Origin of the sequence: Bradyrhizobium sp. TM239, from assembly GCF_036247985.1 — a bacterium.
Lineage (GTDB): Bacteria > Pseudomonadota > Alphaproteobacteria > Rhizobiales > Xanthobacteraceae > Bradyrhizobium > Bradyrhizobium ottawaense.
On record NZ_BTIR01000013.1, the window covers coordinates 73951 to 86901 of the forward strand.

A 12951-nucleotide genomic window follows, 5' to 3' on the forward strand; every position below is an offset into this window, starting at 1 on the left:
CTCACCAGCTCCTGAGCGCGCCGTCCTCGCGCATCATCTCGACCAGCATGCCCTCGCGCAGGCCACGGTCGGCGACGCGCAGGCGCGGCAGCGGGAAGGCGCGGCGGATCGCATCGAGGATGGCGCAGCCGGCGAGCACGAGATCGGCGCGCTCGACGCTGATGCAGTTGTTGCCGGCGCGCTCCTCGTAGCTCATGCCGAGCAGCTTGTTGATGGTCGCGGTGATGTCGGAATCGTTCATCCAGATGCTGTCGATGCGGCGGCGGTCATAGCGCGCGAGGTTCAGATGGATGCCGGCGAGCGTCGTCACCGTGCCCGAGGTGCCGAGCAGGTGCATGTCGGCGAGATCGCCGCCGTGCACTTCGGCGAAAGGCGCGACGTGGTTCGCGACCTCCTGCTCCATCGCGGCATAGATCTCCGGCGTCACGTCGCGGCCGCCGAACTGCTCGGCGAGCGTGACCACACCGTAGGGGATCGACATCCAGGCCTTGATCCGCGGCTCCGGATTTTGCGGATCGCGCTCGATCCGCACCAGCTCGGTCGAGCCGCCGCCGATGTCGAACAGGATCGCGCCGCGTCCCCTGGGGTCGACCAGGGGCGAGCAGCCGAGCACGGCGAGCGCGGCCTCGGTCTCGCGGTCGATCACCTCGAGCTCGATGCCGGTTTCGGCCGCGACGCGGCTGCGGAACCCCTCCGCATTCGAGGCCGCGCGGCAGGCCTCGGTCGCGATCAGCCGCAACCGGCGCGCTTTGCGCAAATTGATCTTGTCGCGGCAGATGCTGAGCGCGGCGATGGCACGGTCGATCGCGGCCTCGCTGATGCACCCCGTCGACGAGACCCCCTCCCCGAGCCGGATGATGCGCGAGAAGGAATCGACGACGCGAAAGCCGTCCTGGGTCGGACAAGCGATCAGCAGCCTGCAATTGTTGGTGCCTAGGTCCAGCGCCGCATAGACGCCGGTTCCCGGCGCCTGCGCGCCGACAGCCGGTTCGGTGGCCAACGCCACCGCCGCCATCGACCCCTCCAGCTCACCGTGCGGCGCATGGCCGTCGCGGAGCCGCGTGTGGTCATTCATACAAACTGTCTTTCCGCGGCCGGTCGGGCCGGTCTGGAATTGATTTTTCGCCTGAAACATTAGCAGCGCGGCAGGCCTGCGCAACAACGCATCACATGGGACCATGCCCATTCGTGCGTTGTCGTGAACGGGACCGTGGGCTATTTTTGAGGGGTCCGGTCCTCCAGGCGTCCCCCAAAACGCGCATTTGCCGGCTTTTCAGGTCAATTCCATGCAAGAACACACCAAATCGTCCACGCTCGAAAACGCCATTGCACTGCAAAAATATGGCGTCGGGCAGCCTGTCCGCCGCAAGGAGGACGACACCCTGGTGCGCGGCAAGGGCCGCTACACCGACGATTTCAACCTGCCCGGCCAGGCCTATGCCGTGGTCGTCCGCTCCACCCACGCCCACGGCACCATCCGCGGCATCGGCCTTGATGCCGCCAAGGCGATGCCGGGCGTGCTCGGCGTGTGGACCGGCAGGGATCTCGATGCCGCCGGCTACGGCCCTTTCACCTGCGGCCTGCCGCTGAAGAGCCGCGACGGCTCGCCGTTGCTCCAGACCAACCGCCAGCCGCTGGCAACCGACAAGGTCCGCTTCGTCGGCGATCCCGTTGCCTTCGTCGTGGCGGAGACGCTGGCGCAGGCCCGTGATGCCGCTGAAGCCGTCGAGCTCGACATCGAGCCGCTGCCCGCTGTGACCGACCCTGAAGAAGCTGCCAAGCCCGGCGCGCCGCAGCTCTACGAGCACATTCCCGATAACGTCGCGCTCGACTACCATTATGGCGACATGGAGAAGGTCAACGCGGCCTTTGCCAGCGCCGCCCATGTCACCAAGATCGACATCGAGAACACCCGTGTCGCCGTGGTCTCGATGGAGCCGCGCGTCGGTCTCGCCTCCTACGACAAGAAGACCGAGCGCTACACGCTTCAGGTGCCGACCCAGGGCGTCGCCGGCAACCGCGCCAACCTCGCCAAGAACCTGAAAGTGCCGAACGAGAAGGTGCGCATCCTCACCGCCAATGTCGGCGGCTCCTTCGGCATGAAGAACATCAACTATCCCGAGTACATGTGCATCCTGTATGCGGCGAAGGAATTGGGAAAGCCGGTGAAGTGGCTCGACGAGCGCTCGACCGCCTTCCTCTCCGACAGCCACGGCCGTGCGCAGAAGATCCACGCCGAGCTGGCGCTCGACGCCGAAGGGCATTTCCTCGCGGCCAAGCTGTCCGGCTACGGCAATCTCGGCGCCTACATCACCGGCGTCGCACCGGGGCCGCTTTCGCTCAACACCGGCAAGAATTTTTCCAGCGTCTACCGCACGCCGTTGATGGCGGTCGACATCAAGGTGGTTCTGACCAACACCACGCTGATGGGCGCCTATCGCGGCGCCGGCCGGCCCGAGGCGAACTACTACATGGAGCGATTGATCGACCGCGCCGCCGACGAGATGGGCATCAACCGGCTGACCCTGCGCAAGCGCAACTTCATCAAGCAGAACCAGATGCCGTTCGCGGCATCCTCCGGCGTCACCTATGACAGCGGCGACTTCCAGGCCGTGTTCAACAAGGCGCTCGAAATCTCCGACCACGAGAATTTCGCCAAGCGCAAGAAGGAGAGCAAGAAGGCCGGCAAGCTGCGCGGCATCGCGGTCGGCTCCTATCTCGAGGTCACCGCGCCGCCGAGCCCCGAGCTCGGCAAGATCGTGTTCGACGCCGACGGCAGCGTGCAGCTGATCACCGGCACGCTGGATTACGGCCAGGGTCATGCGACCCCGTTCGCGCAGGTGCTGTGCGAGCAGCTCGGCGTCCCCTTCGAGAGCGTCAAGCTGGTGCAGGGCGACAGCGACATCGTCCATACCGGCAACGGCACCGGCGGCTCGCGCTCGATCACCGCGAGCGGCCAGGCCATCGTGGGAGCAGCAAAGCTCGTCATCGAGAAAGGCAAGCGCGCAGCGGCGCATATGCTCGAAGCGTCCGAAGCCGACATCGAATTCGAAGGCGGCAGCTTCACCATCGCCGGCACCGATCGCAGCATCGACATCATGGAGCTCGCCAGGAGGCTGCATGACGGCAAGACGCCGGAGAGCGTGCCCGACAGCCTCGACGTCGATCACACCAGCGAACCGATCGCCTCGGCGTTCCCGAACGGCTGTCATGTCGCCGAGGTCGAGATCGATCCGGAAACCGGCGTGGTGCAGATCGTGCGCTACAGCGCCGTCAACGATTTCGGCACGGTGATCAACCCGCTGCTGGTCGCAGGCCAGCTCCATGGCGGCGTGGTCCAGGGCATCGGGCAAGCGCTGATGGAGCACATCCGCTACGACGAGAGCGGCCAGCCGATCACGGGCTCGCTGATGGACTACGCGCTGCCGCGCGCCGAGGACGTTCCCAACATGACGGTCGGCGATCACCCGGTGCCCGCCACGACCAATCCGCTCGGCAGCAAGGGCTGCGGCGAAGCCGGCTGCGCCGGCAGCCTGTCGACGGTGGTGAACGCGGTGCTCGACGCGCTCTCGGACCACGGCATCAAGCAGATCGACATGCCACTGACCCCGGAGCGCGTGTGGCGGGCCATTCAGGATGCGAAGGGCAAGGCGGCGTAAGCATCGTCCTTCTTTCGCAGACGGTCCAATCGCCGTCTCCACACGCACACTGTCATCGCCCGGCCAGTGCGCAATTGCGCACTAGGAACGGGCGATCCAGTATTCCAGTGACGGCGCGGCTAGAAGCGATAAGCCGCGGCGTACTGGATGCCCCGGTCAAGCCGGGGCATGACACCGACTTTGAATCTCACCAGTCGTTCCGGGGCGATGCGCAGCATCGAACCCGGAACCTCGAGATTCCGGGGGCGGTCCTGCGGACCGCCCCGGAATGACAGTGGTTGATGCTATGCCGCCTGCTCGCGCGGCTGATAGATTGCAATGTGCTGGCAGTGCGCGATCGGCGTCGTGCCGTTGGCGACGACGAGTGCGTCGAGCTCGACGAAGCGGTGGCCCTTCTTCTCGTAGTTCGCGGTGACTTTCGCCCGCGCAGTGATCTCGTCGCCGGCGCGCAGCGCCGACAGCAGCTGCATGCGGCTGCCGACGTGGATCCACGGGCCGAGAATGGTGTTGTCGACCAGCACGCGGTTCATGACCCGCTGGATCAGGCCGGGATGGCCGAGCCCTTCGCGCGCAAAGATCGGATCGGTTTCCCTGACATCGGCGAGATAGTCTGCGGCGGCCTGCCCGGCCCACCGGCGCGGCTCGGTGCCCAGCCATTTGCCCGTCTCGAACGTCGCCGGACTGACCGGCTTGCGCTCGGCGGCCACGGGGACCGCGACATAGTCGCTCAGCGACACTGCCGGCGCTGCCGCCGGCAGCGAGGCCGTGCCTGTCGCGCAGAGCTCGGTGCGGCTGAACACTTCGATCGTCAGCAAGCCGTTGTGCTCGGTCGCATCGACATCGGCGGGCTCGCCATCATAAACCGGCTTGATGAAGCGCGCCTCGACCAGCCCGCGGGACAGGAAATCGCGGCCCCAGCGAGCAATCGGCACGTGCATCATGTAGGCGAAGACATCGACGCCCGGGACCAGCCCGCCGGAAAAGCCAAAGCGGCGCGCCACGGTGTCGTCATGCATCTTGTTTTCGGATTGCTTGGCGGTGTTGTAGGCCTCGACGCGCCAGGTCTCGAGCCGGTTCGGCATGGGGTCATCTTCCCTGTTCTTGTTGTTTCGGGCTGATCGTAGGCCCCAGGGAACACCGGTCAATCCCCTCGCCTTTGCGGCCCGAATGGGGTACCACGCGGCGAATGACCGACACCCCCACCCGCATCTATGTCGACGCCGACGCCTGCCCGGTGAAGGACGAGATTTATCGCGTCGCGCTCCGGCACGGCGTGCCCGTGAGCGTGGTCGCCGGCAATTTCATCCGCGTGCCGCACGATCCGCTGATCGAGCGTATCGCCGCAGGCGCCGGGATGGACGCTGCCGACGACTGGATCGTCGAACGCGTCAAGCCCGGCGACGTCGTCGTCACCTCGGACATTCCGCTGGCGAGCCGCTGCGTCAAGGCCGGCGCCGACGTGATCGCCCCGAACGGCAAGCCGTTCACGGAAGAATCGATCGGGATGACGCTGGCGGTGCGCAATCTGATGACCGATCTGCGCTCGGCCGGCGAAGTCACCGGCGGCCCGCGCTCGTTCGCACCGCGCGACCGCTCCGCCTTCCTCTCGGCGCTCGACCAGACGCTGCGCCGGATCCAGCGCCGCCGCGCCGATCAGGCCGCGACGAGCCAGAATTTGAGTCAAGGCTGACGATGGCGCCGCCGCTGATCCAACTGAAAGACATCAGGCTGACCTTTGGCGGAACGCCGCTCTTGAGCGGTGTCGAGCTCAATGTCGCGCCATCCGAGCGCGTCTGCCTGATCGGCCGCAACGGCTCCGGCAAGTCGACGCTGCTGAAGATCGCGGCCGGCCTGGTCGAGCCCGACGGCGGCACGCGCTTCGTGCAGCCGGGCGCGACCGTTCGCTATTTGCCGCAGGAGCCGGATTTCGGCGAGCACAAGACCACGCTCTCTTATGTCGAGTCCGGGCTCGCCCCCGGCGACGACCAGCATCAGGCGCGCTATCTGCTCGAGCAGCTCGGGCTCACCGGCGACGAGAACCCGCACAATCTCTCCGGCGGCGAGGCCCGTCGCGCGGCGCTGGCCTATGTGCTCGCGCCCTCGCCCGACATTCTGCTGCTGGACGAGCCGACCAACCATCTCGATCTCTCCACCATCGAGTGGCTGGAGCAGGAGCTCGACAGCCGCCGCAGCGCGCTGGTGATCATCAGCCACGACCGCCGCTTCCTCACCAATCTGTCGCGCTCCACCGCGTGGCTCGACCGCGGCAAGATCAAGCAGATCGACCGCGGCTTTGCCTCGTTCGAAAGCTGGCGCGACGAGGTGCTTGCGGAGGAAGAGCGCGACCAGCACAAGCTCGACCGCAAGATCGTCGACGAGGAGCACTGGCTGCGCCACGGCGTCTCCGGCCGCCGCAAGCGCAACGTCAAGCGTCTCGGCAATCTGCATGCGCTGCGCGACCAGCGGCGCAACTATCGCGGCACGGCCGGCACCGCCAATCTCGCGGCGGCAGAGGCGGAGCAATCCGGCAAGCTGGTGATCGAGGCCAAGGGCGTCACGAAAGCCTATGGCGAGCGCAGGATCGTCGACAATTTCTCCACACGCATCCAGCGCGGCGACCGGCTCGGCATCATCGGGCCGAACGGCGCCGGCAAGACCACGCTGGTCAATCTGCTCACCGGCGGCGCGCAGCCGGATTCCGGCACGATACGTCTCGGCGCCAATCTGGAGATAGCCACCCTCGATCAGCACCGCGAAAGCCTCGATCCCAAATCGACGCTGGCCGAAGCACTCACCGGCGGTCGCGGCGACCAGATCATGGTCGGCGGCAAGCCGAAGCATGTCGTCGGCTACATGAAGGACTTTTTGTTCGCGCAGGAACAGCGCGGCACGCCGGTGGAAGTGCTCTCGGGCGGCGAGCGCGGCCGGCTGATGCTGGCGCGCGCGCTGGCGAAGCCGTCGAACCTGCTGGTGCTGGACGAGCCGACCAACGACCTCGACCTCGAAACGCTCGACGTGCTCGAAGACATGCTCGGCGACTACGAGGGCACCGTCATCCTGATCAGCCATGACCGCGACTTCCTCGACCGCGTCGTCACCTCCGTGATCGCGCCCGAAGGCAACGGCAAATGGACCGAATATGCCGGCGGCTACAGCGACATGCTGACCCAGCGTGGCGCGGACCTGAAGCGGGAGACGGCGAAGGCCCAAGCCCCCGCAGAGAAGAAAGAGGAGCGTGCTGCGGCTCCCGCTGCCGCGCCAAAACGGAAACTGAGCTTCAACGAGAAGCACGCGCTGGACACCCTGCCGAAGACGATGGAAAAATTGCAGGCCGATATCGCCAGGCTGCAACGCGTACTCGACGATCCCAATCTCTATGCCAAGGACCGCAAGACATTCGACGATACGTCGGCTGCCATCGCCAAGGCGCATGACGAACTGTCCGCCGCCGAAGAGCGCTGGCTCGAACTTGAAATGCTTCGTGAAGAAATAGAGCAGGCCTAGCGCGCATTCCGCAAAAGTGGGCACCGGTTTTGCGATCAGAATGCGCGCCAACTAAGAGACTCCCATGACAACTCCCCTCGCCGCAAAAATCGCCCGCGAATACGGCACGCCCTGCGCCGTCATCGACATGGACAAGGTCGAGCGCAACATTGCGCGGATCCAGAAGGCCTGCGACGATGCAGGCGTCGCCAACCGTCCCCACATCAAGACGCACAAGAACCCGACCATCGCCAAGATGCAGGTCGCGGCCGGCGCCAAGGGCATCACCTGCCAGAAGCTCGGCGAAGCCGAGATCATGGCCAATGCCGGCATCGACGACATCCTGATCAGCTACAACCTCCTCGGCGAAGAGAAGATGGCGCGGCTCGGCGCGCTGCAGGCCAAGGCCAACATGACGGTCGCCGCGGACAATTCCACCGTCGTCGCCGGCCTGCCCAAGGCTGCGGCGGCGTCGGGCCGTCCGCTCTCGGTCGTCGTCGAATGCGACACCGGGCGCAAGCGCGCCGGCGTCGAGACGCCGGCGGAGGCGATCGCGCTGGCGCGCGAGATCGCGGGCTCGAAGGGACTGCAGTTCGCCGGATTCATGCTCTATCCGACCGAGACCGGCTGGGCGGACGCGCAAAAATTCTACGACGAAGCGCTGGCCGGCGTGCGCGCGCACGGGCTGGACGCAAAAATCGTCTCGACCGGCGGTACGCCGAACCTGAAGAACATCGGCAAGCTCAAGGGCGGCACCGAGCATCGCTTCGGCACCTACATCTACAACGATCGCATGCAGGTCGCCGCGGGCTCTGCCACCTGGGACGATTGCGCGCTGCACATCTACTCGACGGTCGTCAGCCGCGCCGCGCCCGAGCGCGGCATTCTCGATGCCGGCTCGAAGACGCTGACCACGGACACCGGCGGCCTCGACGGCCACGGCCTGATCCTCGAGCACCCCGAGGCCAAGATCGCAAAATTCGCCGAGGAGCACGGCTTCCTCGATCTCTCCCGCAGCAACACCCGCCCCAACGTCGGCGACGTCGTCCGCATCGTGCCGAACCATGTCTGCGTCGTCGTCAACATGATGGACGAGGTCGTGATGGTTCGCGGCGAGGAAATCATCGGCACGCTGCCGGTGGCGGCACGCGGGAAACTGCGGTAGGCGCGGAAGCGCCCGCGCGCGTCGGGCGCCCGCGCATCCTTCGAGGCTCTCGGCGCGATGCTTTGCATCACGCCGCTCGCGCCTCAGGATGACGCGCTCTCTAAAGTGCCACCAGATTGACGATCTCTCGTAGCCGTCACCCTGAGGTGGCCGCTTCTTCAGCGGCCCTCGAAGGGCGACGGCGTTCTAGGAACGCTTGAGCCAGCTCAGCACGCCCCGGCCCGCGGCAGCTCCCGTCGCGAACGAGGCTTGCAGCAGATAGCCGCCGGTCGGCGCCTCCCAGTCCAGCATCTCGCCGGCTGCGAACACGCCGGGCAATTTTCGCAGCATGAAGCGGCCGTCGAGCTCATCGAAGGTGATCCCGCCCGCAGTCGAGATCGCGCGATCGATCGGAGCAACGCCGGTGAGCTGCACCGGAATGGCGTTGATCAGCTGCGCAAGCTCGGCCGGCGTGAACGCGGCCAGCGGCCGGCCGGACGCAATGGCGGCCTCCTGCATCAGGCCGATGCCGACGGGCGACAATTGCGCCGCCTTGCGCAGGAAGTTCGCGAGCGATTGCTTGCCACGCGTGCCTGATAGCCGCGTGGTCAGCGCAGCGGTATCGAGGTCGGGCCGCAATGCGATCCTCAGCGTCGCCTGCCCGAGACCCAGCACCGCCTCGCGCAGCTCCGCCGACAGCGCGTAGACCGCGCCGCCTTCGATGCCGCGGCGGGTAATCATGGCTTCGCCACGCACCGTGTGCGCGCCGATCGTCAGCGCCACGCCCTTGAGCGGCTGGCCCTCGAAACGATCGCGGAACACATTTGACCAGGCGACCGTGAAGCCGGAATTGGCTGGCCGCAGCTTTGAGATGGCAATGCCTTTGGCCGCGAGGATGTCGGCCCAGCTGCCGTTCGACCCCAGCCGCGGCCAGCTCGCGCCGCCGAGCGCGAGCACGGTGGCGTCGGCAACGACGGCCGCCTCGCCATCCGGCGTTCGAAACAGCAGCCGCCCTTCCCCGTCCCAGCCGGTCCAGCGATGGCGAAACGCGAACCGCACCCCACTCGCATCGAGCCGCCGCAACCAGGCGCGCAGCAGCGGGGACGCCTTGAACGCCTTCGGAAACACCCGCCCGCTGGTGCCGACGAAGGTCGGCTCGCCCAGGGCTTCGCTCCAGGCGCGCAGCGCCTCAGGCGAAAACGCCTCAATCGCCGCTTGCAGCTTCGGTGCGGCCTCGCGATAGCGCGCCATGAATTGCGACAGCGGCTCGCTGTGGGTGAGGTTGAGACCGCCGCGGCCGGCCATCAGGAATTTGCGGCCCGCAGACGGCATCGCGTCGTAAACGGTGACGCGCGCGCCGCCCTGCGCCAGCACCTCCGCCGCCATCAGCCCGGCGGGACCGGCACCGATGACGGCGACGTCGGTCAGAGCTTGATCCCCGCCCGCGCCGCGGCCTGCGCCACGTATTTCTGCGTCTGCTCGAACGCGCCCGTCAGCGCCTTCGCCTTCGACATGTCGCTGATCTCCGCGAAATGTGCAGCAACGGCGTCCGGCGTCCATTCGGACTCCGGCAGGTTGATGCCTTCGCTCTCCAAAATCTTGATCACGGCGAAGGAGCCGGCACCGGCCCCCATGATGGTGCGGGTCGGCGCATCCTCGCTGAGCATGTACTCGACCGCCGGCGTGATCGCGTTCGGCTTCATCAATTGCAGCGCCTGCGGCGGCAGCAGCTCTTCCGTCATGCGCGTCGCCGCGGTCGGCGAGATGATGTTGACGCGGATGTCGGACTTGCGGCCTTCCTCGGCGAGCACGTTCATCAGGCCGACCATGCCGGATTTGGCCGCGCCGTAATTGGCCTGGCCGAAATTGCCGTAGAGGCCGGAGGACGACGTCGTCAGCACGATGCGGCCGTAATTGCGGTCGCGCATGCCGGCCCAGGCGGCCTTGCAGCAATAGAAGGTGCCGACCAGATGCACGTCGAGCACCTTCTGGAAGTCGGCCGCTTCCATCTTGCCGAACGACTTGTCGCGCAAAATGCCGGCATTGGCGCACAAGAGGTCGACGCTGCCCCACTGCTTGGTGGCGCGCTCGACCATCGCGGTGACCTGCTCGAAATTGGAGACGTCGGCGCCATCGGCCATCGCGGTGCCGCCGGCCTTGCGGATCTCCTCGACCACGGCTTCCGCCGGCGACAGCGAACCGCCGCTGCCGTCACGTGCGCCGCCGAAATCGTTGACCACGACTTTGGCGCCGCGGCTGGCCAATCCCAGCGCATGCGCGCGTCCCAGACCATTGCCCGCGCCGGTGACGATGGCGACGCGTCCGTCGAACCTGATTGCCATGAGTGCTTTCCTACATGCTGGTCGTCATGGCCGGGCTTGACCCGGCCATCCATCAAAATCGACAGGCTTTTGAGCAGCGATGGGTTGCCGGGTCAAGCCCGGCAACGACGCCTCGGGTTACGCGAAGTAGATCAGCCCCAGCCACTCGGCGACCAGCGCCGGCTTGTCCTCGCCTTCGATCTCCACGGTGACGTTGGTGCGGGACTGCAATTCGCCTGCCTTGCGCAGCTTGGCTTCCGCCAGCATGAAGCGGCCGCGGATGCGCTTGCCCGAGCGCACCGGCGAGATGAAGCGCAGCTTGTCGAAGCCGTAATTGACGCCCATCGTGGTGCCCGCAATCGCCGGCATCACCTCGTAGGACATCACCGATAGCATCGACATCGTCAGGAAGCCGTGCGCGATGGTGGTGCCGAATGCCGTCTCCTTCGCTCTCTCGGGATCGACGTGGATGAACTGGTGGTCCTCGGTCACGTCGGCATAGGCATCGATGCGGGGCTGGTCGATCAGGTGCCAGGACGACACGCCGATCTCCTTGCCGACCAGGGCCTGATAGGCTTCCAAGGAAATCGGCGGCTTCTTCCAGATTTGGTTCACTTAGGTCTCACTCCGTGTTTTCGGCAGCTCCGGAAAATCCTCCTCGCGGAATTCCCGGCCGCGCAGCGGATCGTTGCGATCGTCGTCGCGCTCCAGCCTGCGTAGCTGCACACGACGGATTTTGCCAGAGATCGTCTTCGGCAGTTCGGTGACGATCTCGAGGCGCCGGATGCGCTTGAACGGCGCAAGGCGCGTATGCAGGTGCTGGAAAATCGACAGCGCCGTCTCCGGCGTCCACTCCGCGCCGGATGTCAGCAGGACGAACGCCTTGGGAATCGCGAGCCGGATCGGGTCCGGGCTCGGCACCACCGCGGCTTCCGCAACCAGCTCGTGCTCGAGCAACACGCTCTCCAACTCAAACGGGCTGATGCGGTAATCCGACGACTTGAACACGTCGTCGGAGCGGCCGACGAAGGTGAGATAGCCGTCCTCGTCTTCGAACACGACGTCGCCGCTGCGATAGAGCGTGCCTTCCGCGCCCGAGAGCTTGCCGTCGTCGCCCTGATAGCCCTGCATCAGGCCGGCGGGACGGCTCGCCCCGAGCACCAGCGCCACCTCGCCTTCCTTCGCCTTGTTGCCGTCGGCATCGCTGATCTGCACGCGATAACCCGGCAGCGGCCGGCCCATCGAGCCGACCTTGATCTTCTGGCCCGGCGAGTTGCCGGCGAGCGCGGTGGTTTCGGTCTGGCCGTAGCCGTCCCGGATGGTGAGCCCCCAGGCGGCCCGCACCTGGTCGATCACTTCCGGGTTCAGCGGCTCGCCGGCGCCGCAGACCTCGCGCAAGGCGACCTTGAAGGAGGCAAGGTTCTCCTGGATGAACAGCCGCCACACCGTCGGCGGCGCGCACAGCGTGGTGACGCCGCAGCGGCCGATGGTGGCGAGCAGGCCCTTGGCATCGAAGCGCGGCTGGTTGACCACGAACACGGTGGCCCCAGCATTCCACGGCGCGAAGAAGCAGCTCCAGGCATGCTTGGCCCAGCCGGGCGAGGAGATGTTGAGATGGACGTCGCCGGGCTTCAGCCCGATCCAATACATCGTCGAGAGATGGCCGACGGGATAGCTGCGCTGGCTGTGCAGCACGAGTTTCGGTTTCGCCGTCGTGCCCGATGTGAAATAGAGCAGCATCCGATCGTCGGCGTTGGTCGGGCCGTCCGGTGCAAAGGTCTCCGAATCTTTCGCCGCCTGGTCATAGGCGAGCCAGCCGTCGGAGGCGGTGCCAACCACGATGCGCACGATATTCTCCGCACCCAGGCTTGCGAATTTCGCGACCTGATCCTCGGCGGCGACCACCGCCTTGGCCTTGCCGCGATCGAGGCGATCGCGCAGCTCATCCGCGGTGAGCAGCGTGGTCGCGGGGATCACGACGACGCCGAGCTTCATCGCCGCCAGCATCGTCTCCCACAGCGGAACCACATTGCCGAGCAGCAACAGGAGATGATCGCCGCGCTTCAGGCCCTGCGCACGAAGGAAATTCGCGACCTGGTTGGAGCGCTTCGAGAGCGCTGCAAAGGACAGTTTTGTCTGCCGGTCCTGCGCGGCATCGACGATCCAGAGCGCAGGACGGTCCTTGGCTTCGGCGTCCTTCGCCAGCTCGTCGAACCAGTCGAGCGCCCAGTTGAAGGGAACCGGATCCGGCCAGCGGAAGCCTTTGACCGCAGCCTCGTAATCGGTGCGGTGCTCGAGCAGAAACGCGCGCGCGTCCTGAAATGTCGTCATGTTCCGGGCCCGT

Annotated in this window: 10 protein-coding genes; 4 read left to right on the plus strand and 6 right to left on the minus strand. The window is 66.3% G+C overall.

The window, feature by feature from the left end; translation table 11 throughout:
* Position 1 precedes the first annotated feature (1 nt).
* Positions 2 to 1075, minus strand: a complete 1074-nt coding sequence (locus tag AABA84_RS22935) for a Ppx/GppA phosphatase family protein (protein ID WP_338313240.1) — start codon at positions 1073 to 1075, stop codon at positions 2 to 4.
* Positions 1076 to 1286: 211 nt separating this feature from the next.
* Here AABA84_RS22935 and AABA84_RS22940 point away from each other — a divergent pair, with 211 nt between their 5' ends.
* On the plus strand, positions 1287 to 3659 hold the full coding sequence (locus AABA84_RS22940; RefSeq protein WP_338313242.1) for a xanthine dehydrogenase family protein molybdopterin-binding subunit: 2373 nt from the start codon (positions 1287 to 1289) through the stop codon (positions 3657 to 3659).
* A 284-nt stretch (positions 3660 to 3943) separates the two neighbouring features.
* On the opposite strand, the gene AABA84_RS22945 is transcribed toward AABA84_RS22940, so the two are convergent.
* Entirely contained in the window at positions 3944 to 4741 is a 798-nt protein-coding gene (locus tag AABA84_RS22945) for a hypothetical protein (protein ID WP_338313243.1), read from the minus strand.
* Between the two features lie 104 nt (positions 4742 to 4845).
* Here AABA84_RS22945 and AABA84_RS22950 point away from each other — a divergent pair, with 104 nt between their 5' ends.
* The 3 genes from AABA84_RS22950 (at position 4846) to AABA84_RS22960 (ending at position 8307) form a co-directional block, all read left to right on the plus strand.
* Positions 4846 to 5349 (plus strand): YaiI/YqxD family protein, encoded by a 504-nt coding sequence (locus AABA84_RS22950; RefSeq protein WP_018319890.1) that lies wholly within the window; start codon positions 4846 to 4848, stop codon positions 5347 to 5349.
* Positions 5350 to 5351: 2 nt separating this feature from the next.
* Positions 5352 to 7163 (plus strand): ABC-F family ATP-binding cassette domain-containing protein, encoded by a 1812-nt coding sequence (locus tag AABA84_RS22955; RefSeq protein WP_338313245.1) that lies wholly within the window; start codon positions 5352 to 5354, stop codon positions 7161 to 7163.
* Positions 7164 to 7227: 64 nt separating this feature from the next.
* Positions 7228 to 8307 (plus strand): D-TA family PLP-dependent enzyme, encoded by a 1080-nt coding sequence (locus AABA84_RS22960; RefSeq protein ID WP_338313247.1) that lies wholly within the window; start codon positions 7228 to 7230, stop codon positions 8305 to 8307.
* 186 nt (positions 8308 to 8493) lie between these two features.
* On the opposite strand, the gene AABA84_RS22965 is transcribed toward AABA84_RS22960, so the two are convergent.
* The 4 genes from AABA84_RS22965 to AABA84_RS22980 all read right to left on the minus strand — a co-directional run bounded on the left by AABA84_RS22965 (position 8494) and on the right by AABA84_RS22980 (position 12938).
* Complete coding sequence (locus AABA84_RS22965; protein ID WP_338313409.1) at positions 8494 to 9714, minus strand: NAD(P)/FAD-dependent oxidoreductase; 1221 nt, start codon at positions 9712 to 9714, stop codon at positions 8494 to 8496.
* Positions 9711 to 10628: an SDR family NAD(P)-dependent oxidoreductase gene (locus AABA84_RS22970; RefSeq protein ID WP_338313249.1), complete on the minus strand. Its 918-nt coding sequence runs from the start codon at positions 10626 to 10628 to the stop codon at positions 9711 to 9713. Before AABA84_RS22970 ends, AABA84_RS22965 begins: the two co-directional genes overlap by 4 nt.
* A 117-nt stretch (positions 10629 to 10745) precedes the next feature.
* Positions 10746 to 11222: a MaoC family dehydratase gene (locus AABA84_RS22975; RefSeq protein ID WP_338313250.1), complete on the minus strand. Its 477-nt coding sequence runs from the start codon at positions 11220 to 11222 to the stop codon at positions 10746 to 10748.
* Positions 11223 to 12938, minus strand: a complete 1716-nt coding sequence (locus AABA84_RS22980) for an AMP-binding protein (protein ID WP_338313252.1) — start codon at positions 12936 to 12938, stop codon at positions 11223 to 11225. It abuts the gene before it with no gap.
* Positions 12939 to 12951: the final 13 nt, after the last annotated feature.